This is a genomic window from Streptomyces sp. NPDC047085, from assembly GCF_040643735.1.
Lineage (GTDB): Bacteria > Actinomycetota > Actinomycetes > Streptomycetales > Streptomycetaceae > Streptomyces.
This window is the reverse complement of record NZ_JBEYUW010000008.1, coordinates 174,013-197,726: the sequence shown is the minus strand read 5'-3', so window position 1 is coordinate 197,726 and position 23,714 is coordinate 174,013. Positions and strand designations below refer to the sequence as shown.

Sequence of the window (23,714 nt, the reverse complement as noted above, 5' to 3'; positions counted from 1 at the left end):
CGGGGGCTACAGATGCACGACCGGACAGGTCAGGGTGCGCGTGATGCCGTCCACTTGCTGGACCTTCGCGACCACCATGCGGCCCAGGTCGTCGACCGTGTCGGCCTGGGCGCGCACGATGACGTCGTACGGACCCGTCACGTCCTCGGCCTGGATCACTCCAGGGATCTTGCTGATCGTCTCGGCGACGGTCGACGCCTTGCCGACCTCCGTCTGGATCAGGATGTACGCCTGTACCACGGAACCTCCAGGGCGGCCACGAGGATCATGTGGGGAAAAGGAACGCCACGGTATCGCGTCGCCGCTCCCCGCGGGGAGACCTGCGGGAACCGGGCTTGCGCGCCATGGTGCAGGCACGAGGGGAAGTTGACGGTCACCTTGACCGTATCGGGGACACTGAGGACGCGCGAGTGGGCACGGCCAGGCAGAGAAGGGGCTTGAGGCAATGAAGGGCACAGTGGGTGAGCTGGGTGAGTTCGGGCTCATCCGGGAGCTGACCTCCCGTCTCACCACCACCCCGGCGGTCCGGGTCGGCCCCGGAGACGACGCCGCGGTGGTCGCCGCCCCCGACCGCCGGGTGGTGGCGAGCACCGACATCCTGCTGGAGGGGCGGCACTTCCGCCGCGACTGGTCCACGGCGTACGACGTCGGACGCAAGGCGGCGGCGCAGAACCTCGCGGACATCGCCGCCATGGGCGCCGTACCGACCGCGCTGCTGCTCGGCCTGGTCGTCCCGGCCGAACTCCCGGTCACCTGGCCCAGCGAGCTGATGGACGGGCTGCGCGACGAGTGCCAGGTCGCGGGCGCCTCCGTGGTCGGCGGAGACGTCGTACGCGGCGACACGATCATGGTGTCGATCACCGCGCTCGGCGATCTGCGCAACCAGGAGCCGGTCACGCGCGGGGGCGCCCAGCCCGGCGACCTCGTGGCCGTCACGGGCTGGCTGGGCTGGTCCGCGGCCGGCTACGCGGTGCTCTCCCGCGGCTTCCGCTCGCCGCGCGCCTTCGTGGAGGCCCACCGGCGCCCCGAGCCGCCGTACCACGCGGGCCCGGCCGCCGCCGCGCTCGGCGCGACCGCGATGTGCGACGTCAGCGACGGACTGATCGCCGACCTCGGGCACATCGCCGAGGCCAGCAAGGTCCGTATCGACATCCGTTCCGGCGCGATCGACATCCCCTCGCAGATGAACGACATCGGGCAGGCCGTCGGCGTGGACCCGCTGCAGTGGGTGCTCACCGGGGGAGAGGACCACGCGATCGTGGCCACCTTCCCGCCGGACGCCAAGCTCCCCGCCCGCTGGAAGGTCATCGGCGAGGTCCTCAACCCCTCGGCGCTGCCCCAGGTGACCGTCGACGGGGCGCCCTGGACCAGCAAGGGCGGCTGGGACCACTTCGGGGACATAGAGGCATGAGCGCCTCGCGCGTGCCGCCCAGGGTCCTCACGGTGGCCGGCTCGGACTCCGGCGGGGGCGCCGGCATCCAGGCCGACCTGAAGACGATGCTGGCGCTCGGCGTCCACGGGATGAGCGTGATCACGGCCGTGACCGCGCAGAACTCCCTGGGCGTGCAGGGCGCCTGGGAGCTGCCCGTGGCGGCCGTACGGGCCCAGTACCGCAGCGTGGTCGACGACATCGGCGTGCAGGCCGTGAAGACCGGGATGCTCGCCTCGGCCGAACTGGTCGAGGCGGTCGCCGAGTTGATCTCCGGTACGGACGCCCCGGCCGTGGTGGACCCGGTGGGCGTCTCCAAGCACGGCGACCCGCTGCTGGCCGCGTCCGCGCTGGACTCGGTCCGCACCAAGCTGCTCCCGGCGGCGACCGTGGCCACCCCGAACCTCGACGAGGTCGCCCAACTCACGGGCGTTCACGTCGCATCGGAAGACGATCTACGACGGGCCGCGGCGGCCGTACTGGAGTACGGGCCGCGGTGGGTGCTGATCAAGGGCGGGCACCTGGCCGGGGACCAGGCGGTGGACCTGCTCACGGACGGCTCCGAGGAGCACGTGCTGCGGGCCCCGCGCCACGACAACCGGCACACCCACGGCACGGGCTGCACGCTCGCCTCCGCGATCGCGTCGGGCCTGGCGAAGGGGCTGCCCGTGCCGCAGGCGGTGGCAGAGGCCAAGGAGTACGTCACCGGGGCGATCGCGGCCGGGTTCGCGCTGGGGGCGGGGATCGGGCCGGTGGATCATGGCTGGCGCTTCAGGAGCTGATCTCGCACCCGGACGCCCGTACGCCTGTACGGCTGCGGGCACGGCAAAAAGCCGGCCCACCCTGAGGTGGACCGGCTCAGTGCAGCGAACCAGACAGTGGCCGCGCGCTCAGCTGTTGCGTCAGCGCGAGACCTTGCCGGCCTTGATGCACGAGGTGCAGGCGTTCACGCGCTTCGGCGTCCCGCCGACCACGGTACGCACACGCTGGATGTTCGGGTTCCAGCGGCGGGACGTACGGCGGTGCGAGTGCGAGATGTTGTTGCCGAAGCCCGGCCCCTTGCCGCAGACGTCGCAGTTGGCAGCCACGGGTCACTCCAAAGACTTCAGATGCACTTACGGTTAATCCCGGCATGCCGGGATCGAGATCCTAAGACCTGAGATCTTGAGTGGCGTTGCCAGGGGAACAGCCCGATCGAGATCGGGCAACCGGAGCAGCATACAACGGCTGCGCCCGTACAACGAAACTACCATGGCACCTCAGGGCCCCGCTCCCGGCCCTCTTCCGGTGGACACCACCTCGGGGTCTACGCTGCGTCCACCGTCCAGCCGGTTCAGGGAGGCGCAGGTGGCGCAGGTGCCGCAGACATTCTTCGATGCTCTCGCGGTGCGCAGCTGGTGCGGTCTGGCGCTGGGGGCGCTGGGCCGGGCACGCGAGGAGATCGACGCGATCAACGTCTACCCCGTCGCCGACGGGGACACCGGCACGAACCTCTACCTGACCCTGGAGTCGGCGGCGACTGCGGTGGAGGCCGTGTTCGCCGGGTACGAGACGGGCTCGGGGGAGCCGTCCCTCGCGGACGCCGTGCGCGCGATGGCCCACGGGGCGCTCATCGGGGCCCGGGGCAACTCCGGGACCATCCTCGCCCAGCTGCTGCGGGGCATGGCGCAGGTACTCGGAGCGGCGGAGACGGGCGAGGCGTCCCCCATCGACGGTGCGCGGCTGCGGCTGGCCCTGCGGCAGGCGGCCGACTCGGCCCGCGAGGCCGTGGCCCACCCGGTCGAGGGCACGGTGCTGACGGTCGCCGCGGCCGCCGCGGACGCCGCCGAGGGAGCCGAGGGCGACTGCGCGACGGTCGCGCGGGCCGCCTACGAAGGGGCCAGGGCGGCCCTGGCGGCGACTCCGGGACAGCTGGCCGTGCTGCGGCGGGCCGGGGTGGTCGACGCGGGCGGCAGAGGACTCGTGGCGGTGCTGGGGGCGCTGGTGGAGGCGTTCACGGGGGAGGCGGTGCGCGAGGCCCCGAGCACGTCGGCGGCGCCGGCGGCCGTCTCCGCGGCCGGTTCCGGCCCGCACGCGCGCGTGGAGGCCGTTTCCGAGGCGGACCTGTGCGCCGCCGACCGCAACGGCGCCGGTGGTCCCGCCTACGAGGTGATCTATCTCCTGGAGGCCGGTGACGAGGCCGTGGCCAGGCTGCGGGAGCGGCTCGACGCCCTCGGGGACTCCCTCGTCGTGGTCGGCGGCGACGGGCTGTGGAACGTCCATGTGCACGTCGACGACGCGGGCGCGGCCGTGGAGGCGGGCGTCGAGGCCGGGCGGCCGTACCGGATTCGGATCACGCACTTCGGGCTCGGCGACGTGCACACCGGCGGTGAGCGGCCGCCGCGCGAGCGCGTCCAGCGGGCGGTCGTCGCCGTGGTGCCCGGCGAGGGTCTGGCCGGCCTGTACGCCGAGGCCGGCGCGACCACCGTCCTGGCCCGCCCCGGCGAGCCGCCCGCCAGCGGCGAGCTGGTGCAGGCCCTGCGGCGGGCCCACGCGCGCGAGGTCGTGCTGCTGCCCAACGACGCCGAGCTGCGCCACACGGCCGCCGCGGCCGCCGAGCAGGCGCGCACCGAGGGCATCCGCGTCGCCCTGATCCCGACCCGCTCGGCGGTCCAGGGGATCGCCGCGCTCGCCGTGCACGAGCCGGAACGCCGGTTCGACGAGGACGTCGTCCAGATGACCTCGGCGGCGGGCGCCACCCGGTACGCCGAGCTCGTCGTCGCCGAGCGCCAGGCCTGGACGACGGCCGGCATCTGCCAGGCCGGTGACGTCCTGGGCCTCATCGACGGAGACGTGGCGGTCATCGGCCCCGACGTCACCGCCACCGCCGAGACCGTCCTGGACCGCATGCTCCAGGCGGGCGGGGAGCTGGTCACCCTCGTCATCGGCGACGAGGCCCCCGACACGGTCGCCGACCACCTGGAAGCCCGCGTACGCGAGTCCTACCTCGCCGTGGACACTGTGGTGTACCGCGGCGGCCGGCAGGGCGCGCTGCTGCTCATCGGCGTGGAGTGAGCGGCCGGCCGCCGGGCTCTCCTCACCGCTCCCGCCCGGTCTCCGGAAGGCCGAGCACCTCGGTGGCCTCCGCTCGGCGGGCCCGGACGGTCTCGTCGCCGTCGCCGGCGGCTTCGTAGGCGGCGAGTACGGCACGCGCGCGTGCCGCGGCCTCGGCGGGGCGGCCGAGGTCCGTCTCCAGCCAGGCGGCGGCGAGTTCGGCGGCGGTACGGCTGTGCAGGCCGTCCGCGCCGAGGGTGCCGAACAGGGCTGCCGCGCGGTCCATCTGGACCAGGGCCGCCTCGAACGTCGCCTGGATCGCGCCGTCTTCTGTCTCGTCCGTCGCCCCGTCCTGCTCGTCGGCGGCCGCCGAGCGGGCCAGCAGGTCGCCGAACTGGCGGTGGGTGTGGGCGAGTTCGTCGGTGAGAAGCTCCCGCCTCACGGGGTCGGCAGCGGCCTCCCGCGCGTGCTCGCAGGTGTGCACGGCGTCCGTCATCAGCTCCCGCGCGCCCCGCGCTCCGGCCTCCGCGCGCAGCGCCAGCCAGGCGCGGGCCCGCAGCGAGCGGACGAGGAAGTGCGGGTTGCCGAGCGTCCGCCACAGCTCACCCGCGCGCGCGTACGCCTGGTCGGACTCCTCCAGCAGCCCGGCGTTGCTCAGGGACTCGGCGGCGAGGTGGGCGAGCGTGGCGTGGTCCTGCTGCTCGGGCCAGTGCCGGGCGATCTCGGCGGCCCGCAGCCGGTGTTCGGCGGCGGCCCGGTGCTCGCCCAGCTCGCTCAGGCAGTCCCCGAGCCACCACCGCGCCTGGACGACGGCTCCGTCCCCGTGCGTCTCGGCGGACAGGTCGGGCAGCGCCGACTCCAGCACCTCGGCGGCCTCCGCGCACCGCCCCTGGCGCAGCAGGAAGCCGCCCAGCTGGTGCCGTGCCCAGGCGCCCAGCGTGGCGCTCTCGCCCGCCTCGTCGGCCCAGTGCGCGGCCTCCAGCGCGTGCTCCGCCGCCTCCGCGACCGCGCCCCGGGCGCCGACCACCTCGGCGAGCTGGAGATGCAGTTGGGCGCGCCCGGCCGGCTCCACGTACGGACCGCCGTGCTCCAGCGCGGCCCGCAGCGCCCGCTCCGCCCCGGCCGCGTCCCCGAGCCGATGCGCCAGCGCCGCGGCCCGCACCTCGTGCTCGACCGCGAACCACGGCAGCCCGGCGTCCACGTACGTGGCGGCGGACTGCCGGCACAACTCGGCCGCGCGCTCGTCCTCCCCGGCTTCTCCGGCCAGCTCGGCCAGCATCGCCCGCGCCTCGGCGGCCCGCGCCGCCAGCCGCACGTCGTCGCCCACCCGCCCGTCGACGAGCGCCAGCACCTCCCGCACGGCCAGCTCGGCCTCGGCAAGGGGCCCCTGGGCGTACCCGCCGGCCTCCTCGGCCCGGACACCCGAGCCCGCCGCCACGGCGTCCGCATCCGCGCCCGGGGCCTCTCGGGGCTCCATCGGGCCCGGCGTTCCCTCATGAACCCGGCGCATCAGAATGCGCGCCCGGCTCATCACCACCGACGCCGTCTGGCGTACGCCGGTGGCGTCCTCGGCGTACAGCGCGAGCGTCTCGTCGTACAGGCCGGCGATCGCCGCCAGCGCGGCGTCCACCTCGCCGGTGAGCGCGCGTACGTACGCCCCACGCGCGCGTGCCGCCAGGGCCTCGCCGGGGTCGCCCGCCTCGGCGTACAGCTCGGCGGCCCGCTCGAACAGGGCGATGCCCTCGGGGCCGCGGGCCATCGCCTCGTGGTCGGCGATCTCCGCGCGGTCGCGGGTGTCCAGCTCGGCATCCCCGGCGGCTTGCGCGACCGCGGCCCACGCCTCCAGGGCGTTCGGCCGCAGGGTGTCCGAGAGCCGGCGCGCCTCGGTCAGCAGGGCGGACAGGTCCGGCTGCTCAGGCACGTCGGGAGCCGGTGGCTGTGCGACCACCGGCGCCGGAGCCGGCGCCGACCGTACCGTCCGCACCCCCAGCGGCAGCCGCTCCACCAGCGGGCGCTGCGCCATCCGCGCGCGGGCGCGGTCACCGACGTACGACGTGCCGTTGCGCTTGTCGAACCGCTCGGCCAGCTCCAGCGTCGCCGCGCGCGCGTGGGCGGCGAGTTCCCGCGCCGTCCATGCCCGGCCCGCCGGGCCCGGTACCTGCCGTTCGCCCAGCCCCAGCGCGGTCAGCCGGTCCGTCAGCAGCGTCACCACGGCCATGAAGTCCAGCCGGCTGCGCGGATGCCCGGTGTCCGTGAAGTACGCCGGCCGCTCGGCGAGCAGCTCCAGACCGCGCGCCTCGTTGCCGGTCAGCGCGCAGAACTCCACGTGGTCCGCGTAGGCGCCCCGCATGCTCTCCATGGGGCGTACGAGGCGGAAGCCGCGCAGATGGTGGGAGCGGGCCTCGTCCAGGCGGCCCAGGCGCAGCAGCGGGGCCAGCGAGGAGGCGAGCACCGTGTGCGGCTCGTGCGCGCAGCTGTACTCGCCCTCCAGTACCGGCCGCCACAGCTCCAGCGCCTCCTCGTCGCTGCCGCGCTTGACCTGCCAGGCCCCCTGCCCGTGCAGCTCGCAGGCGTGGCAGTCGGCCATCCGGTCCCGGTCCGCGGCCAGCCACGCGGCGTACGCCCGCTCGGCCCGCGGCCGGTCCCCGATGTGCGCGGCCACGCTCAACTCGGCGCTGCGCACGGCCCGTTCGGAGTACCCCGCGAGCCGGTAGCGGTGCTCCATCTCGCCGAGCCACTTCTCGATCGAGGCGAGCGGGATGTGCGGCTGGTCCAGCATGCCCGCCGACACCCACTTGAAGACCCAGTGCAGCGAGTGCGCCTCGTACTCGTCGAAGTCCTCCGGCCGTTCGTCCCACATGCGCAGCAGCCGCGCGAACGGCACGAACATGCGGTCCTTCTCGGAGCTGTAGTTGTAGACCTTCAGCTGGTGCCCGAGCGCCTCGATCACGGCGAGCGGGATGTCCAGCCGCTCGGCCGCCGCGAGCAGTTCCTCCGCGCGCGCGTTGCGGGCCGGCCCCTCCGGCTCCTCGGAGTTCTCGGCCATGGCCCGGCGCAGCGCGTCGAAGTCCGTGATCTCGCTCATCGCCCGTCACCCTCCCCGTGGGTCGCCCACTCCAGCAGCCCGATGAACGCCCGGTTGAGCAGCGCGGTGTCGGCCGGCCGCAGCGTGCGCTGCGCCATCAGCAGCGCCTGACCGTACAGCGACTCGGTCGCGGTTCCGATCAGCTCCGGGTCCCGCAGCGAACTGATCCTGCGGATCAGCGGGTTGAGATGGTTCAGCACCAGACGCGCGCGGGGGGCGCTGCCGCGCAGCGAGCCCAGGATGCCCGCCCACAGGTCGTCCGCCTGCTCCTCGGCCTCCGCCCGCGCCTGTTCGTGCCGCGCGGCCCGGTCGTCCAGGTGCAGCGCGGGTACGGACAGCGGATGGAACGCGCGCAGGACGACGTCACAGCCCAGCGGGTCGAGTTTCGCGCGCGCGGCCGCCAGGAACCCGGACAGCGCCAGCTCCTCCGCCGCGTCGACCGTGTCCAGGTGCGCGGTCACGGTGTCCGCGTCCAGCTCGGCGACCACCGTCCCGGGCCGCACCGAGGGCAGCGCCTCGATCAGCTCACTGTCGTACGTGTAACCGCCGTTGACGACTCCGACGCCCTGCGCGGAGGCGATCGGCGCGACCTGCCGGTACTCCTCGACCGTCCGCGTGAAGTGCACCACCGGGTGCCGCTGCGCGAACTCCTCCAGGGACAGCTGTCCGTCGGTCGTCTCGAACGGCAGCCACGGCAGCATCGTGCGCAGCATCTCCCGGTCGTGCCGGGCCAGCGACTTCACGCCCAGGTGGTGCACGGCCAGGAACGCGGCCAGCCGCTCCGGATCGCCGGCCGCGAGTCCGGTCAGCCAGGACCGGATCCGCTCGCCGAGCGCCTCCCGTACGCCCGCGAGAGTCTCGTCCTCGTACAGCGACTCGCGCGAGGCCGTGGGCCGCAGGCTGTCCGTGTCCAGCACACAGCGCACGAAGAACGCCCAGTCGGGCAGCAGCTGTTCGGCCCGCTCGGTCAGCAGCATGCCCTTCAGATGCACCCGGTGCGTGGCCCGCTGCGCCGGGCTGACCGCCGCCGGCAGCACGTACGCCACCCCCCGGACCCCGGCCAGCGGCACGTCCAGGTCGATCGAGTCCAACGGGGTGAAACCGAAGAGTTCGTGGCAGTGCCGGGCCAGCGCCACCCTGCGCGTGGCCGGGCTCGGATACGGGCGGTCCCAGGGCGCCGGCAGGTCTGTGACCGCCTCCTCGCCCACCCGGACGTCGTACGGCAGCAGCGAGCCGAAGTCCCGGGCGAGGGTGAGGACCCGCTCGGGCGCCAGCCACTCCGCCGCGCCCGCTCGCGCCGTCAGGTACACGGTGGTGCCGGGCTCGGGCCGCTCGGCGTCGGGGAGCGTGCGCACGGTGTACGAGCCGTCGTCGCGCGCGGTCCACTCGACCGGCGGGGCCTTCGGCGTACGGGCGCTGCGGCTGACCACGCGGATCCGCTCGGCGACCACGAAACAGGCCAGCAGACCGATGCCGAACTGGCCGAGGAACTCGGACCGGGCCTCCTGCAGCCCGTCCGCCCGCTTGGAACTGCGGCCGATGGTCGCGAGCAGGCTGTGCACGTCCGACTCGGTGAGCCCGACGCCGGTGTCCTCCACCCGCAGGACGCCTTCCCGGGCGTCCGCGTACAGCCGCACCCGCGCCGGGGCGCCGGGCTCCTCGGCGCGCCGGGCGGTGATGGCGTCCACCGCGTTCTGCAGCAGCTCGCGCAGATAGACCTTGGGGCTGGAGTAGAGGTGATGGGAGAGCAGGTCCACCAGACCACGCAGGTCGACCTGGAACGTATGAGGTGACTGGGATGCCTGGGATGACTGTGAGGTCTGGGAGTCCATCGTCGCAGCGCCGGTGGGGGGAGGAGATGTTCGGCGCGGGGTCGGGCGGTCCCGGGTGGGGTGGTGACCGCGGGGGATGGCCGGAGCGCGCCATCCTAGGCCCGGATCAGCGCACCTGACCAGGGGTTTCCCAGACGAATACGGCATCCGGGGGCGAACCGCGGGGTCGCGGGCGGCGCATCCGCGGGGCGGTGCGCGGCGCATCCGCGGGGCCGGGTCTACGGCATTGTCAGTGCCGTGGTGTGCAATGGATCTCGTGCCCGCACTGGAAGAACCACTGAAGAAGGTGCTCGGCCCCGCCACCGCGAAGGTGATGGCCGAGCACCTCGGCCTGCACACCGTCGGCGACCTCCTGCACCACTACCCGCGCAGATACGAGGAGCGCGGTCAGCTCACCCACCTCGCCGACCTCCCCATGGACGAGCACGTCACGGTGGTCGCCCAGGTCGCCGACGCCCGCCTGCACACCTTCGCCTCCGCCAAGGCCCCGCGCGGCAAGGGCCAGCGGCTCGAAGTCACGATCACGGACGGCAGCGGCCGGCTCCAGCTGGTCTTCTTCGGCAACGGCGTGCACAAGCCGCACAAGGAGCTGCTGCCGGGCACCCGCGCGATGTTCGCCGGCAAGGTCTCCGTCTTCAACCGCCGCCTCCAACTCGCCCACCCCGCCTACGAACTGCTGAACGGCGACAGCGACGAGACCGTCGAGACCTGGGCCGGCGCCCTGATCCCCATCTACCCGGCCACCGCCAAACTGGAGTCCTGGAAGATCGGCAAGGCCGTCCAGACGGTGCTGCCCAGCGCCCAGGAGGCCCTCGACCCGCTTCCGCCCGCCCTCCGGGAGGGCAGGGGCCTGGTCACCCTCCCCGAGGCCCTGCTCAAGATCCACCGCCCGCACACCAAGGCCGACATCGCCGACGCCCGCTCCCGCCTCAAGTGGGACGAGGCCTTCGTCCTTCAGGTCGCCCTCGCCCGCCGCCGCCACGCCGAAAGCCAACTCCCGGCCGTCCCCCGGGCACCCCGGCCCGACGGCGTCCTGACCGCCTTCGACGACCGCCTCCCCTTCACCCTCACCGAGGGCCAGCAGAAGGTCTCCAAGGAGATCTTCGACGACCTCGCCACCGAACACCCCATGCACCGCCTGCTCCAGGGCGAGGTGGGCAGCGGCAAGACGCTGGTGGCCCTCCGCGCCATGCTCGCCACCGTCGACGCCGGCGGTCAGGCCGCCATGCTCGCGCCCACCGAGGTCCTGGCCCAGCAGCACCACCGCTCGATCGTCGAGATGATGGGCGAGCTGGCCGAGGGAGGCATGCTGGGCGGCGCCGAGCACGCCACCAAGGTGGTCCTGCTCACCGGCTCCATGGGGGCCGCCGCCCGCCGTCAGGCGCTGCTCGACCTCGTCACCGCGGAGGCCGGCATCGTGATCGGCACGCACGCGCTGATCGAGGACAAGGTGCAGTTCCACGACCTCGGCCTGGTGGTCGTCGACGAACAGCACCGCTTCGGCGTGGAACAGCGCGACGCCCTGCGCGGCAAGGGCAAACAGCCCCCGCACCTGCTGGTCATGACAGCCACCCCCATCCCGCGCACGGTCGCGATGACCGTCTTCGGCGACCTGGAGACCTCGGTCCTGGACCAGCTCCCGGCCGGCCGCTCCCCGATCGCCACCCACGTGGTCCCCGCCGCCGACAAACCGCACTTCCTGGCCCGCGCCTGGGAGCGGGTGCGCGAGGAGGTGGGGAACGGCCATCAGGCATACGTCGTCTGCCCCCGGATCGGTGACGAGGAGGATGACCCGAAGAAGGCGAAGAAGTCCCCGGAGGACGAGGCCGAGAAGCGCCCGCCCCTGGCCGTCCTCGACGTGGCCGACCAGCTCGCCAAGGGCCCCCTCCAGGGCCTCAGGGTCGAGGTCCTGCACGGCCGTATGCATCCCGACGACAAGGACGCGGTCATGCGCCGCTTCGCCGCCGGCGAGACCGACGTCCTGGTCGCCACCACGGTCATCGAGGTCGGCGTCAACATCCCCAACGCCACCGCCATGGTGATCATGGACGCCGACCGCTTCGGCGTCTCCCAGCTCCACCAGCTCCGCGGCCGCGTCGGCCGGGGCTCGGCCCCCGGCCTCTGCCTCCTCGTCACCGAGATGCCCGAGGCCAGCGCCGCCCGCCGGCGCCTCGACGCCGTCGCCGCCACCCTCGACGGCTTCGAACTCTCCCGCATCGACCTCGAACAGCGCCGCGAGGGCGACGTCCTCGGCCAGGCCCAGTCCGGCACCCGCTCCAGCCTGCGGGTCCTGGAAGTCATCGAGGACGAGGAGATCATCGCGGAGGCGAGAGACGAGGCGGCAGCGGTCGTGGCCGCCGACCCCGACCTGGACCGTCTCCCCGGCCTGCGCACGGCCCTGGACGCCCTGCTGGACGAGGAGAGGGAGCAGTACCTGGAAAAGGGCTGAAGTGTTCCTCCAGGTGGGCCTGCCAGACTTGAGTCCGTAAGCCGCCCACGAAGAAGGACCCAGAAATGACTCGCGTGATCGCCGGCAGGGCAGGCGGACGGCGCCTCTCGGTACCGCCCGGCACCGGAACCCGGCCGACCTCCGACCGTGCGCGCGAAGGTCTCTTCTCCACCTGGCAGTCCCTCCTCGGCGGCCCCCTGGACGGCGAACGGGTCCTGGACCTCTACGCCGGCTCGGGAGCCGTGGGCCTGGAGGCCCTGTCCCGGGGCGCGAGCCACACCCTCCTGGTCGAGGCCGATGCCCGCGCGGCCCGTGTCGTCCGGGAGAACGTGAAGAACCTGGGCCTGCCCGGCGCGGAGGTACGAGCGGGCAAAGCGGAACAAGTGATCAGAACCGCACCCCCCGGCGAGCCGTACGACCTGGTCTTCCTCGACCCGCCGTACGCCGTCACGGACGACGATCTTCGGGAGATTCTGCTCACACTCCGCTCGGAAGGCTGGCTCGGCGAAGAAGCCCTCGTCACCGTGGAGCGCAGCACCAGAGGTGGCGAATTCCGGTGGCCGGACAGCTTCGAGGGCCTGCGGTCCCGTCGCTACGGCGAGGGAACGTTTTGGTACGGTCGCGCCGCCTCTACGTGCGAAGACGCACGATGACCGGACCGGAGAGCGAGGGATCTCAAGTGCGCCGCGCCGTATGTCCCGGGTCGTTCGACCCGATCACCAATGGACACCTCGACATCATCGCCCGCGCCTCCCGTCTGTACGACGAGGTCTGGGTCGCGGTGATGATCAACAAGTCCAAGAAGGGCCTGTTCGAGATCGAGGAGCGGATCGAGCTGATCCGCGAGGTCACCGCAGACTTCGCCAACGTCCGCGTCGAGGCCTTCCACGGCCTCCTCGTCGACTTCTGCAAGCAGCGCGACATCCCCGCGATCGTCAAGGGCCTGCGCGCCGTCAGCGACTTCGACTACGAACTCCAGATGGCCCAGATGAACAACGGCCTCACCGGAGTCGAAACGCTGTTCGTGCCCACCAACCCCACGTACAGCTTCCTGTCCTCCTCGCTGGTCAAGGAGGTGGCGGCCTGGGGCGGCGACGTCTCCCACCTGGTGCCGCCCCAGGTCCTGGACGCCCTGAACGAGCGTCTTCACAAAGGCTGATGGGACTACAGTCGTCCCGTCCGTCTCCAACACAGCTGTAGAGAGTGGCGAGCACAGGTGGACGTCCAGAACAAGCTCGACGAGATCGTCTCCGCGGTGGCCGGCGCGCGATCCATGCCCATGTCGGCCTCCTGCGTGGTCAACCGCGCCGAGCTGCTCGCGATGCTCGAAGAGGTGCGCCAGGCCCTGCCCGGCTCCCTCGCCCAGGCGCAGGAGCTGATCGGCGGGCGTGAGCAGATGGTCGAGCAGGCCCGTCTGGAGGCCGAGCGGATCATCGAGAACGCGCACGCCGAGCGCGGCTCGCTGATCTCCGGCACCGAGATCGCCCGCCGCTCCCAGGCCGAGGCCGACCGGATCGTCGCCGAGGCCCGCCAGGAGGCCGAGGAGATCCGCGCCGACGCCGACGACTACGTCGACTCCAAACTCGCCAACTTCGAGGTCGTCCTCACCAAGACCCTCGGTTCGGTCGGCCGCGGCCGCGAGAAACTGCTCGGCACCGGCCCCGGCCTGGACGAGAACGGCTACGAGGACGAGGACGCCCCCGAGCGCAGCCAGGACCCCGAGACCCTGCGGCACAACGCCGACGCGTACGTCGACGCCAAGCTGGGCGCCTTCGAGGCGGTCCTCGCCAAGACCCTGGAGGCCGTCGGCCGCGGCCGGCAGAAGCTGCACGGCCGGATCGCCACCGACGACCTCGGCGCCCTCGCCGACGACACCACGACGTTCCAGCACTCCAGCGACGCCGACTACCTCGCCGACCTCGCGGCCCTCGCCGAGGAGGCCCCGGCCGAGCGCCCGGACCGGCAGTCGCCGGGGGCCCCGCAGCCGGAGCCGTCGTACGAGCCGCAGCCGGCCTACGGCTACCAGCAGCAGCCGGACCCGTACTCCTCCGCCTCCGGCTACGCCCCGGCGGGGGGTGCCCCCGGCTTCCCGCAGCAGGGCGGCTACGCCCAGCAGGACCCGTACGGCTACCAGCAGGCCGATCCCTACGCCTACCAGGGCTACGACCCCCAGCAGGGCGCGTACGAGCCTCAGCAGGCCCAGCAGGCCCAGCAGGCCCATCAGTCACACCCGCACCAGCCCCAGCAGGGCTACGCCCTCGACGAGACCAGCCTCTTCGACACGAGCATGATCAGCGCGGAGCAGCTGCGGGCGTACGAGCAGGGCCGCGGCCTGTAGCCACCCACCGGATTGGGCCCTGAGCGAAAGGTCCAGTATCCTGGCTCTTCGGTCGCGCGTACGTCCGCGATCAACGCTGCCCGGGAAAGCGACGGGCGGCGTCCCTCCGAGTTCGAAGATCGAAAGCAGGAATGGCTTCCAACGCCCGCCTCGACCACCGCAACCCCCTCGTGTTCGACACGCACGAGCTGGGTCGGCGTCCTGGCGCGCTGCAGCGCCTGACCCGCGAGATCGACGCCCCCGCGGATCTCGGTATCCAGGGTGTCATCGGAGTGCCGGAAGGCGCCCCGGTGGAGCTCGAACTCCGGCTCGAGTCGGTCATGGAAGGGGTGCTCGTCACAGGCACCGCCCGTGCACAGGCCGAGGGGGAGTGCGTAAGGTGTCTGGAGCCGGTCGAGCTGGAGCTCGAAGCGGACTTCCAGGAGCTGTTCTCGTACCCTGACGCCGACGACCGGGGCCGCGTGATCGCGGAACCGGGCGACGACGCCGAGGACGACGAGGACAGGTTCTTCATCGAGGACGGACTCTTCGACCTCGAACCTCTGCTGCGCGATGCGGTGGTGCTCGCACTGCCGATGCAGCCGGTGTGCCAGGACGACTGCCCGGGTCTGTGCTCCGAGTGCGGAGCGCGGCTCGCGGACGACCCGGACCACCACCACGACGCCGTCGACATCCGTTGGGCGGCTTTGCAGGGACTCGCCGGTTCGCTCGAATCCGGCGAGAAGGACGAGATGAGCGGCGCCGAAGCGGGCGTCGACGAGAAGCAGGAGAAGTAGCCGTGGCTGTTCCGAAGCGGAAGATGTCGCGCAGCAACACGCGCCACCGCCGGTCGCAGTGGAAGGCTGCGGTCCCCACCCTGGTTGCGTGCGAGCGCTGCCACGAGCCCAAGCAGCAGCACATCGCGTGCCCGTCTTGCGGCACCTACAACAAGCGCCAGGTCCTCGAAGTCTGAGCGGGCTGGTGAGAGGCACTGTGTCCAGTCCCAAGAAGGCGGCGGAAAACCAGGCCTCGTCCCACACGCTTCTGGAAGGGCGGCTCGGCTACAACGTCGAGTCCGCCCTTCTGGTGCGTGCGCTGACCCACCGTTCCTACGCGTACGAGAACGGCGGTCTGCCGACGAACGAGCGGCTGGAGTTCCTCGGGGACTCCGTGCTCGGCCTCGTCGTCACGGACACGCTGTACCGCACCCACCCCGACCTGCCCGAGGGCCAGCTGGCCAAGCTGCGGGCCGCGGTGGTCAACTCGCGTGCGCTGGCGGAGGTGGGCCGCGGCCTCGACCTGGGCGCCTTCATCCGGCTCGGCCGGGGTGAAGAGGGCACGGGCGGCCGGGACAAGGCGTCCATCCTCGCCGACACCCTCGAAGCGGTGATCGGCGCGGTCTATCTCGATCAGGGCCTCGACGCGGCGTCCGAGCTGGTGCACCGGCTCTTCGACCCGCTGATCGAGAAGTCCTCGAACCTCGGAGCCGGCCTGGACTGGAAGACCAGTCTCCAGGAGCTGACCGCGATCGAGGGGCTCGGCGTGCCCGAGTACCTGGTCACGGAGACCGGCCCCGACCACGAGAAGACCTTCACTGCTGCCGCCCGCGTCGGAGGCGTCTCGTACGGCACCGGCACCGGCCGCAGCAAGAAGGAGGCGGAGCAGCAGGCAGCCGAGTCCGCCTGGCGGTCCATCAGGGCTGCGGCGGACGAGCGCGTCAAGGCGGCCGAGCATGCCAAGGCGGCCGAAGAGGCCGTCGCGGACGGCGAAGGCCCGTCGCCCGTCTCTGCCTGACGAACAGCGCGTCCTGAGCGCCCGTCCCCGTGGTGGGGCGGGCGCTCGGCCCATGAACAGTCCGGTACGGGAGTCCCGATGCCCGAGTTGCCCGAGGTCGAGGTCGTCCGGCGCGGCCTGGAGCGGTGGGTCGCCCACCGCACCGTCGCCGAAGCCGAAGTGCTGCACCCGCGGGCCGTACGCCGGCACGTGGCGGGCGCCGACGACTTCGCGCACCGCCTCAAGGGCCACCGCGTCGGCGTCCCGAGCCGGCGCGGCAAGTACCTGTGGCTGCCGCTGGACGACACGCACCAGTCCGTCCTCGCCCACCTCGGCATGAGCGGCCAGCTGCTGGTCCAGCCGCACGAGGCGCCGGACGAGAAGCACCTGCGCATCCGCGTCCGCTTCGCCGACTCCCTCGGCACCGAACTCCGCTTCGTGGACCAGCGCACCTTCGGCGGTCTCTCGCTGCACGACAACACACCCGACGGACTGCCCGACGTCATCGCGCACATCGCCCGCGACCCCCTCGACCCGCTGTTCGACGACGAGGCCTTCCACCAGGCCCTGCGCCGCAAGCGGACCACCATCAAGCGGGCCCTGCTCGACCAGTCGCTGATCAGCGGTGTCGGCAACATCTACGCGGACGAGGCCCTCTGGCGCACCCGCGTCCACTACGAACGCCCCACGGCGAACTTCACCCGCCCGGTCACGACGGCGCTTCTCGGCCACATCCGGGACGTCATGAACGAGGCCCTCGCCGTCGGCGGCACCAGCTTCGACAGCCTGTACGTCAACGTCAACGGTGAGTCGGGTTACTTCGACCGGTCCCTGGACGCGTACGGACGCGAGGGCCTGCCCTGCAAGCGGTGCGGCACACCCATGCGCCGCCGTCCCTGGATGAACCGGTCCAGCTACTTCTGCCCGACGTGTCAGAGGGCGCCGCGCGTCTCGTCGTAACGCGCGCGGGCCGCGAGGACGTCGTCCATCGAGCCCTCCACACAGTGGATGAGGGCGAGCAGCCGCTCGGCGACCGCGCGGCCCAGGGGCGTCAGTTCGTAGTCCACCCGGGGCGGGTTGGTCGGCTGGGCCTCGCGGTGCACCAGTCCGTCGCGTTCCAGCGCGTGCAGCGTCTGGGACAGCATCTTCTCGCTCACCCCGTCGACGCGACGGCGCAGCTCGTTGAAGCGCATCGAGCCCTCGTACAGCGCGCCGAGCGTCAGCCCGCCCCAGCGTCCCGTCACGTGCTCCAGCGTGCCGCGCGAGGGGCATGCCTTGGCGAACACGTCGTACGCGAGGTCGTCCTGCTCCTGGGTGATACCGGTCATGGCCCAAGGGTACGTGAGCGCAGCGCTGGCCACCAGGTTGCGCTAACTACAAGTTAGTGCTTTCCTGTGGTTACTGCTGCCGAGCTGGCCGTTCGAGCCGTTCGGGCTGTTTCTTGATTCCCCAGAGGAGCCATGATCGTGACCACCCCTGTCGTGTCCATCGCCTACCACTCCGGCTACGGCCACACCGCCGTCCTCGCCGAGGCCGTCCGCGCCGGTGCCGCAGAGGCCGGCGCCGAGGTGCACCTGATCAAGGTGGACGAGATCACCGAGGAGCAGTGGGCGACGCTCGACCGCTCCGACGCGATCGTCTTCGGCTCGCCCACCTACATGGGTACGGCCTCGGGCGCCTTCCACGTCTTCGCCGAGGAGACCTCGAAGCGCTGGTTCGGCCAGGACTGGAAGGACAAGCTCGCCGCCGGCTTCACCAACTCCGGCTCCAAGAGCGGCGACAAGCTGCACACCCTGCAGTTCTTCCAGATCCTCGCCGCCCAGCACGGCATGAACTGGATCAACCTCGGCCTCCACCCCGGCTGGAACAGCTCCGAGGCCTCCGAGCACGACCTCAACCGCCTCGGCGTCTTCGCGGGAGCCGCGGCCCAGACCAACGTGGACGAGGGTCCGGACGCCGTGCACAAGGCCGACATCGCCACGGCGGAGCACCTGGGCCGCCGGGTCACGGAGACGGCGGCGGTGTTCGCACGAGGACGCGTCGCCGCGTAACGGGCATCAGGCCCGGGGTCTCGGTGTAAGGAGCGCAGGGCGACGGGCCGCGGCGTAAGGGGCTCAGGGTCCGGCGAGTCGCCGCCGTGCAACGGGCGCAGGGCCCGGCGGGCTGCCGCTCAGTAGCCGAAGAAGTGAAGGGCCGGGTCTCTGACCTGCGGCCGTGCAATCGATCAACGCTGCGACCTGCGGCTTAGCTGTCGATGGTTGTCAGCGTTGGTCGTCGTTGAGCGCCCTTTGACGGCCCCGAGACGGCCCGAGGCGGGGCAACGATGCAGCCTCAAGGGCCTGGGATCGGCTCCGGCCCGCGGTCGTGGTCAGCCGGAATGCCGGTCCTGGTACGCGGACTTGATGAGCGTCTCTGCGCCACGTGCCAGGTCGAGTCGGGCCTGTTCCGCGTCTTCGAGATAGCCGGCCACCATGGCGCCGTCGCGGAGCAGGAACAGGGTGCGTGCCGCCCGTTCCGGATCCGGGTGACCCGCCCTGGTCAGCAGGGAGGTGAGCGTGTCGTGGAACCAGGCGCGGTGCGCGGTCACGGCCTGACGCACGGGGTGGTCCGCATCGGGGTACTCGGCAGCCGCATTGATGAACGGGCAGCCACGGAATCCCGGACGGCACACCTCCTCGCCGATGCCGTGCACTATCAGCATGAGCAACTCGCCGGGCTCGCCCGTCATCTGGGCGGCACGTGCCAGGGTTGCGCGGATGTTCTGGTCCGTGGCTTCCAGGTATGCCCGAACCAGGTCCTCCTTGCTGGGGAAATGCCGGTAGAACGTCGCGCGGGTGACCTGAGCCTCGGCGATCACCCTGTCGACGGCCACGGCGTGGATGCCCTCGTCATAGAAGACGCGCATTGAGGCGGCCAGGAGCCGCTCGCGGGCCTCGGAGGGCCGGGCCGAAACATGGGCGGGGGGCGGGGCAGAGGTCATTCAGACACAATACAGAACGGTTCGTCTTATCGGGTGCGTCGCGTTCGCGCTCCGATGGGAGCCGAGGCGTGCGGGAGCGGGTGGACCGGTCCTGCGAGTAGCCCCGCTTCCCGGCCCGGTGCGGAACCGGGCCGGGAAGCGGAGGCTGGGAACGGCGCGGTCAGCCTGCCTGGGCGGCGTCGAGGATGAGCGACGTGACGGCGTCGGCGTTGGTGATCATCGCCGCGTGGGGCGCGTTCACCTCGACGGTGTGGGCATGGGCGCGCTGGGCCATGAAGCGCTCGGTGGCCGGCGGGATGAGGTTGTCGTCCGTGGCGACGAGGTACCAGGAGGGGACCGTCTTCCAGGCCGGAGTGCCGGACGGCTCACCCACGGCCTGCGGGGCGATGGGCCGCTGGGCGGCGGCGAGTTCGGCCGCGGTGCGGGTGGAAACGCGGTTGCTGAGGAAGAGGTCGTTGAACTTGTCGGGCTTGATGTAGAGGTCGACCCCGGTGCCCCCGCCGGCCTGGGTGAAGGGGACGGCGTTGAGGGCCGTGGGGATCTGGGCCGTGGGGTCGTCGGTGATGTGGCTGCCGGGGAACTTGGCGGCGAGATCGTTGGCGCTCTCGCCCGCGTCGGGGGCGAAGGCGGCGATGTAGACCAGGGCCTTCACGTTGGGATTCCCGGTGGCGGCGTCGGTGATGACGGCTCCGCCATAGGAGTGGCCGACCAGGACGACGGGTCCAGTGATGGTCTTGAGGTAGTCCGCAAGGTAGGCGGCGTCACTGGACAGACCGCGCAGCTGGTCGGGCGGGGCGGCGACCGTGTAGCCGTCCGCCTGCAGCTCCTTGACGACCTTGCTCCAGCCCGAGGCGTCGCCCCAGGCGCCGTGCACCAGCACGATGGTGGGCTTCGCGTTGCTGTGGTCCCCGGTGCTGTCCGCCTGGGTGCTGGGCGTCTCGGCGCTGGTGGTGGCTACCGGGGCAGAGGGAGACGTCGAGGCCGAGGCGAGCGGCACGACCAGAAATCCCAGGCCCACGGCCGCCACCCCCCCGGCGGCGAAGAGGGCGGGACGCAGGCTGCGGCGACGGTGAAGCATGGGTTTTCTCCAAAGGGGGGAGGGAGGCAGCTAGGCAAGATAGAACGTTCCGTTCACTATAGGCCGAGAGTCCCCGTTCCCTGTCAAGAGGTGGAGGGGGCGGGCTTCTCCGGCGGGCCGGCTCGGTCGCCGAAAGGGGGCGAGCGCCCACCCCGGCGACGTCAGGACTTCTGTCGCCGAGTACGCAGGCCGGATCGGCCGCACCGGGGTCTGTGATCCGAGTTACGCGGTGATCGCTGGGGGTGGCCCGCGTCCGCAGGAGTCGTGCGAAGTCGCAGCTCACAGGCCTGACGCGGGCGCGCGCAGGGGATCCGTGGCGATGAGGCTCCGGACGGCTGCGACCGGCCCCGTCCGCACGCGACCCCTTGCGGTCCCGGCAAGGCGCGCTACAGTCTGCTTCATAGAACGTTCTGTCTCACGAATGGGAGCCTGGCGAACATGGACATCGGCGACTCCGTCCCTGACTTCACCCTGCCGGACGAGACCGGCAACCCCCGGTCGCTGGGTGAGTTCCTTGCCCAGGGCCCCGTGGTGCTCTTCTTCTACCGGCGGCCATGAGCGCCGGCTGCACCAAGGAGGCATGCCACTTCCGCGACCTGGCCGCAGAGTTCAAGGCGGTGGGGGCACAGCGCGTGGGAATCAGCCCGGACACGCCCGAGAAGCAGCAGAAGTTCACGGAGCGCCACTCCTTCGACTACCCGCTGCTCTCCGACCCCGACGGCGCGGTCGCCCGGATCTTCGATGCGCACCGAAGTTGGGGCCCGCTGAACGCCAAGCGCAAGACGTTTGTGATCGGCACCGACTTCCGCCTGATCGAAGCCATAAAGAGCGAGATCAACATGAACGCGCACGCCGACCGGGCGCTCGCCGCCCTGCGCAACTCGGTCGGCGCCTGACCGCACCGGACACGTCTGCGTGGCTCGGGACGCCGGGCTGTCCCCGTGTCCACAACCGGCATGGCTGGGCACCACCGGCCCGCCGCCCCCAGGAGGCGCGGCGGGCCGGTGGCATTTCGCTCTGTTTCGATTCCACGGACGGGGCGGAGCGCGCTACTCGCGGGCCGCGGCGATCTCGCCGGTGATGCCGAGCCCGACAAGGACAAGGGCTTCGTGCCGCAGCCGATCCGCTGGCGGGCCGAGCAGACGAACGGCACGCTCATGCTGCACCGACGCCTGTCCGCGACTACGAGTCGCTGCCCGCCTCGTCCGAGTCCCGTGTCCACTGGGCCGAGACCGAGCGCCTCTCCGGATCCGCCTGAACCGAGAGACAGCACGCGAAGCCCTGGCAGACCTGGACGACTGGGAGGTGTGCGCATGAGGCGCTCGCTGCCTTCCCGATACCTGACGCCGATTGACGTTGCTGACCTGCTCGGAGTGCCGGTCGAGACCGTCTACCAGTGGCGGCGCAAGGGGACTGGCCCCCGTGGTTTCCGCGTCGGCCGGCATCTGCGCTTCGACCCGGAAGACGTGCGCGCCTGGGTCGAGTCCCTGATGGAAGGGGCCGCCTGATGGCCGGGCACATCCAAGACCGCTGGTACAAGACGGAGACCGGGCCGGACGGCAAGCCTCGCCGGGTGAAGACCGAACGTCATGGCGTTGGGCTGTGCTACCGGGCTCGCTACGTCGGCCCGGATGGATCGGAGAGGTCCAAGAGCTTCCCGGACAAGCAGAAGCGCAAGGCGGAACAGTGGCTGGCCAACATCGAGGCCGACATGTCGCGCGGAGACTACCTCGATCCCGATGCCGGCAAGGTGACGTTCGAGCAGTACGCCACAGAGTGGATGGCCACGCAGATCACGGACCCCCTGACCCGTGAGTCCGTGGAGAGCAGCGCTCGGTCTGTGCGGGCACCGCGCCTGGAGCCTCGTAAGGTCAAGCCGTGGCCTGCCGAACGAATCATGGCCGTGCGCTCGGCGCTGCCGGACCGCTATCAGGCCCTCGTCAACGTCGCGGCCGGGTGCGGTCTGCGTCAGGGTGAGGCCTTCGGCCTGGCCGTGGAAGACGTGGACTTCCTCGGGGGAGTGGTGCACGTCGTGCGGCAGGTCAAGCTACTGCGGCTGTCCCGGCCGGTGTTCGCCCCGCCGAAGGGCGGAAAGGAGCGTGGGGTTCCTCTGCCTGAGTCCGTCGCTTTCGCACTGGCCAGTCACCTCAAGCGCCACCCGGCCGCGAGGATCACGCTGCCGTGGAAGACCCTCGACGGTCCGCCCGTCACGGCATCGCTGATCTTCACCGGCACCATGGGGCTGCCGCTGGATCGGAACCGCTTCAACGACCGCGTATGGCGGCCGGCGCTTCGGGCCGTGGGTGTCGAGACCGGGCGGGACAACGGCATGCACGCGCTGCGGCACTTCTATGCCTCGGTGCTGCTGGATGCGGGGGAGAGCATCAAGGCTCTCAGTGAGTACCTGGGCCACCATGACCCCGGCTTCACGCTGCGGACGTACACGCACCTGATGCCGTCGATTGGGACACGGACCCGGGCCGCTGTGGATCGCGTCTTCGCCGACGAGGAACCCACGATTGACGGCCCGGACACGGCCCAGGAGGGTGCTTAGCCGTCTGACCTGCGGGAATCTCAGTAGCCGAAGTCCTGCGTCCACCAAGGGCCGCCGGGCGCGAAGTGCACGCCGACTCCGAGGGTCTTGAAGTCGCAGTTCAGGATGTTGGCCCGGTGGGCGGGGCTGTCCATCCAGGCCGCCATGACGGCTGCCGCGTCGGCCTGGCCGCGGGCTATGTTCTCGCCGCCGAGGTCGGCTATGCCGGCCTTCGCGGCCCGGTCCCACGGCGTCGCCCCGTCCGGGTCGGTGTGGTCGAAGAAGTCCCGCACGGCCATGTCGTCGCTGAGGGCCTCCGCCAGCCCGGTCAGCGACGAGTTCGCCGCCAGCGCGCTGCAACCGACCTTCGCCCGCTCCTCGTTGACGAGCTTCAGCACCTCCGCCTCGGCGGCGGCCCGCACCGACACCGTCACCGGCGGGGGAGTCACCCTGGGCGCCTTCGGTGGCTTGTGCGACGGGGTGTGCTTCGGCTTGGCGGGCGTGGCCTTCGAGGCCGGTTTCGTCCTCGCCGGCTTCGTCGGGGTGGACGACGCCGACGCGGACTTCGAGGGGGACGCGGAGGCGGACGGGCTGGGCGAGGCCGGGTGCGTGGCGCCGCCGCCCGTCCCGGCGCCGCCCGTGCCCGGGGTGTCGGCGGTGCCGGAGGTGCCGCCCTGCTCGGTGGCCGAGTTGGTGGGGGAGTCACCGGCCTGCGTCCGCTCGCCGGCACTGGTGCTCGTACCGCCGCCGAGCTGGTAGTTCTGCAGTCCGGGCACCACACCGGCCGCCACCGCGCCGGCGCCGAGGGCGACCGCGGCGGTGACGCCGAGCAGACCCGTGCGGACCGGCTTCGCGGCCTTCTTCTTCACGTGCCGGTGCCCGTGCGGGGCGCCGCCGGCCGGGACGAACCCGCCGTCGCCGTCACCGAACGGGGGGAGGCCGCCGTTCGCCTCGCCGGCGGGCGGCTGCGCGGTCGTCGCGAAGAGATAGGCCGTGCTGCGGGCGTTGGTCTCGGCGTACGCCTCCGGGTTGAGGTAGGGCGCGATGCCCATGGGCTCGCGGCCGCTCGCGTACGAGTGCAGGTCGTCGCTGCCCGTACCGGAGTGGTGCGTATGCGTGACCTCGGTGGCCCGGCCCTTGGCGGCGCGGCCGGCGGCGGAGCGTCGGTGGCGTCCCATGCCCTTGCCCTCTTCCTCGTGCTCGCG

At 71.9% G+C, this 23,714-nt stretch carries 21 protein-coding genes and 3 pseudogenes; 16 read left to right on the top strand and 8 right to left on the bottom strand.

Annotated features, from left to right (window positions below; all coding sequences use genetic code 11):
• Positions 1-6: 6 nt before the first annotated feature.
• Entirely contained in the window at positions 7-240 is a 234-nt protein-coding gene (locus ABZ865_RS26280; RefSeq protein WP_003997603.1) for an Lrp/AsnC ligand binding domain-containing protein, read from the bottom strand.
• A gap of 205 nt (positions 241-445) precedes the next feature.
• Between ABZ865_RS26280 and ABZ865_RS26275 the strand changes: the two genes are divergently transcribed.
• Both ABZ865_RS26275 and thiD read left to right on the top strand, forming a co-directional pair.
• The gene (locus ABZ865_RS26275; protein ID WP_361235048.1) at positions 446-1,411 is read left to right on the top strand and encodes a thiamine-phosphate kinase; all 966 of its coding nucleotides are present in this window, start codon (positions 446-448) and stop codon (positions 1,409-1,411) included.
• Positions 1,408-2,211: a bifunctional hydroxymethylpyrimidine kinase/phosphomethylpyrimidine kinase gene (gene thiD, locus ABZ865_RS26270; RefSeq protein WP_361235045.1), complete on the top strand. Its 804-nt coding sequence runs from the start codon at positions 1,408-1,410 to the stop codon at positions 2,209-2,211. The genes ABZ865_RS26275 and thiD overlap by 4 nt, the downstream gene beginning before the upstream one ends.
• Positions 2,212-2,331: 120 nt before the next feature.
• Here thiD and rpmB read toward each other — a convergent pair whose 3' ends face one another.
• Positions 2,332-2,517, bottom strand: coding sequence for a 50S ribosomal protein L28 (gene rpmB / locus ABZ865_RS26265; protein ID WP_003993230.1), 186 nt, complete (start codon positions 2,515-2,517; stop codon positions 2,332-2,334).
• Between the two features lie 259 nt (positions 2,518-2,776).
• On the opposite strand from rpmB, the gene ABZ865_RS26260 reads away from it, so the two are divergent.
• Positions 2,777-4,483 carry a DAK2 domain-containing protein gene (locus tag ABZ865_RS26260; protein ID WP_361235042.1) on the top strand — a complete coding sequence of 569 codons (1,707 nt, stop codon included), beginning with the start codon at positions 2,777-2,779 and terminating at the stop codon, positions 4,481-4,483.
• Positions 4,484-4,505: 22 nt separating this feature from the next.
• Here the strand turns inward: ABZ865_RS26260 and ABZ865_RS26255 are convergent, their stop codons facing one another.
• Both ABZ865_RS26255 and ABZ865_RS26250 read right to left on the bottom strand, forming a co-directional pair.
• Positions 4,506-7,547 (bottom strand): tetratricopeptide repeat protein, encoded by a 3,042-nt coding sequence (locus ABZ865_RS26255; RefSeq protein ID WP_361235039.1) that lies wholly within the window; start codon positions 7,545-7,547, stop codon positions 4,506-4,508.
• Positions 7,544-9,379: an HSP90 family protein gene (locus ABZ865_RS26250; protein ID WP_361235036.1), complete on the bottom strand. Its 1,836-nt coding sequence runs from the start codon at positions 9,377-9,379 to the stop codon at positions 7,544-7,546. The genes ABZ865_RS26255 and ABZ865_RS26250 overlap by 4 nt, the downstream gene beginning before the upstream one ends.
• 247 nt (positions 9,380-9,626) lie before the next feature.
• Here ABZ865_RS26250 and recG point away from each other — a divergent pair, with 247 nt between their 5' ends.
• The 8 genes and pseudogenes from recG (at position 9,627) to mutM (ending at position 16,878) form a co-directional block, all read left to right on the top strand.
• Positions 9,627-11,828: an ATP-dependent DNA helicase RecG gene (gene recG / locus ABZ865_RS26245; RefSeq protein WP_361235033.1), complete on the top strand. Its 2,202-nt coding sequence runs from the start codon at positions 9,627-9,629 to the stop codon at positions 11,826-11,828.
• Between the two features lie 62 nt (positions 11,829-11,890).
• A pseudogene (gene rsmD, locus ABZ865_RS26240) lies at positions 11,891-12,481 on the top strand (16S rRNA (guanine(966)-N(2))-methyltransferase RsmD); the annotation flags it as partial.
• A gap of 26 nt (positions 12,482-12,507) precedes the next feature.
• Positions 12,508-12,987, top strand: a complete 480-nt coding sequence (gene coaD, locus ABZ865_RS26235) for a pantetheine-phosphate adenylyltransferase (RefSeq protein ID WP_361235454.1) — start codon at positions 12,508-12,510, stop codon at positions 12,985-12,987.
• A gap of 57 nt (positions 12,988-13,044) precedes the next feature.
• Positions 13,045-14,166, top strand: coding sequence for a cell division initiation protein (locus ABZ865_RS26230; protein WP_361235030.1), 1,122 nt, complete (start codon positions 13,045-13,047; stop codon positions 14,164-14,166).
• A gap of 131 nt (positions 14,167-14,297) precedes the next feature.
• Entirely contained in the window at positions 14,298-14,942 is a 645-nt protein-coding gene (locus ABZ865_RS26225; protein WP_361235027.1) for a YceD family protein, read from the top strand.
• Between the two features lie 2 nt (positions 14,943-14,944).
• Positions 14,945-15,118 carry a 50S ribosomal protein L32 gene (gene rpmF / locus ABZ865_RS26220; protein ID WP_003951102.1) on the top strand — a complete coding sequence of 58 codons (174 nt, stop codon included), beginning with the start codon at positions 14,945-14,947 and terminating at the stop codon, positions 15,116-15,118.
• A 20-nt stretch (positions 15,119-15,138) separates the two neighbouring features.
• Positions 15,139-15,939 carry a ribonuclease III gene (rnc, locus tag ABZ865_RS26215; RefSeq protein ID WP_361235024.1) on the top strand — a complete coding sequence of 267 codons (801 nt, stop codon included), beginning with the start codon at positions 15,139-15,141 and terminating at the stop codon, positions 15,937-15,939.
• A 78-nt stretch (positions 15,940-16,017) separates the two neighbouring features.
• Positions 16,018-16,878: a bifunctional DNA-formamidopyrimidine glycosylase/DNA-(apurinic or apyrimidinic site) lyase gene (mutM, locus tag ABZ865_RS26210; protein ID WP_361235021.1), complete on the top strand. Its 861-nt coding sequence runs from the start codon at positions 16,018-16,020 to the stop codon at positions 16,876-16,878.
• Here mutM and ABZ865_RS26205 read toward each other — a convergent pair.
• Entirely contained in the window at positions 16,851-17,246 is a 396-nt protein-coding gene (locus ABZ865_RS26205) for a helix-turn-helix domain-containing protein (RefSeq protein ID WP_100828453.1), read from the bottom strand. The genes mutM and ABZ865_RS26205 overlap by 28 nt on opposite strands.
• 138 nt (positions 17,247-17,384) lie before the next feature.
• Between ABZ865_RS26205 and ABZ865_RS26200 the strand changes: the two genes are divergently transcribed.
• The gene (locus ABZ865_RS26200; protein WP_361235016.1) at positions 17,385-17,969 is read left to right on the top strand and encodes a flavodoxin family protein; all 585 of its coding nucleotides are present in this window, start codon (positions 17,385-17,387) and stop codon (positions 17,967-17,969) included.
• A 317-nt stretch (positions 17,970-18,286) separates the two neighbouring features.
• Here ABZ865_RS26200 and ABZ865_RS26195 read toward each other — a convergent pair whose 3' ends face one another.
• On the bottom strand, positions 18,287-18,898 hold the full coding sequence (locus tag ABZ865_RS26195) for a helix-turn-helix domain-containing protein (RefSeq protein ID WP_361235013.1): 612 nt from the start codon (positions 18,896-18,898) through the stop codon (positions 18,287-18,289).
• Between the two features lie 160 nt (positions 18,899-19,058).
• Positions 19,059-19,976, bottom strand: a complete 918-nt coding sequence (locus ABZ865_RS26190) for an alpha/beta hydrolase (protein ID WP_361235010.1) — start codon at positions 19,974-19,976, stop codon at positions 19,059-19,061.
• A 438-nt stretch (positions 19,977-20,414) separates the two neighbouring features.
• On the opposite strand from ABZ865_RS26190, the pseudogene ABZ865_RS26185 reads away from it, so the two are divergent.
• The 4 genes and pseudogenes from ABZ865_RS26185 to ABZ865_RS26170 all read left to right on the top strand — a co-directional run bounded on the left by ABZ865_RS26185 (position 20,415) and on the right by ABZ865_RS26170 (position 22,530).
• A pseudogene (locus ABZ865_RS26185) lies at positions 20,415-20,872 on the top strand (peroxiredoxin).
• Between the two features lie 198 nt (positions 20,873-21,070).
• Positions 21,071-21,234: pseudogene (locus ABZ865_RS26180) on the top strand (IS5/IS1182 family transposase); the annotation flags it as partial.
• Between the two features lie 55 nt (positions 21,235-21,289).
• The gene (locus ABZ865_RS26175) at positions 21,290-21,484 is read left to right on the top strand and encodes a helix-turn-helix domain-containing protein (RefSeq protein ID WP_361235007.1); all 195 of its coding nucleotides are present in this window, start codon (positions 21,290-21,292) and stop codon (positions 21,482-21,484) included.
• Positions 21,484-22,530 carry a site-specific integrase gene (locus ABZ865_RS26170; protein WP_361235004.1) on the top strand — a complete coding sequence of 349 codons (1,047 nt, stop codon included), beginning with the start codon at positions 21,484-21,486 and terminating at the stop codon, positions 22,528-22,530. Before ABZ865_RS26175 ends, ABZ865_RS26170 begins: the two co-directional genes overlap by 1 nt.
• A gap of 20 nt (positions 22,531-22,550) precedes the next feature.
• Here the strand turns inward: ABZ865_RS26170 and ABZ865_RS26165 are convergent, their stop codons facing one another.
• A complete protein-coding gene (locus tag ABZ865_RS26165) occupies positions 22,551-23,687 on the bottom strand; it encodes a CAP domain-containing protein (protein ID WP_361235001.1) in 1,137 nt (378 codons plus the stop codon).
• Between the last annotated feature and the right edge of the window lie 27 nt (positions 23,688-23,714).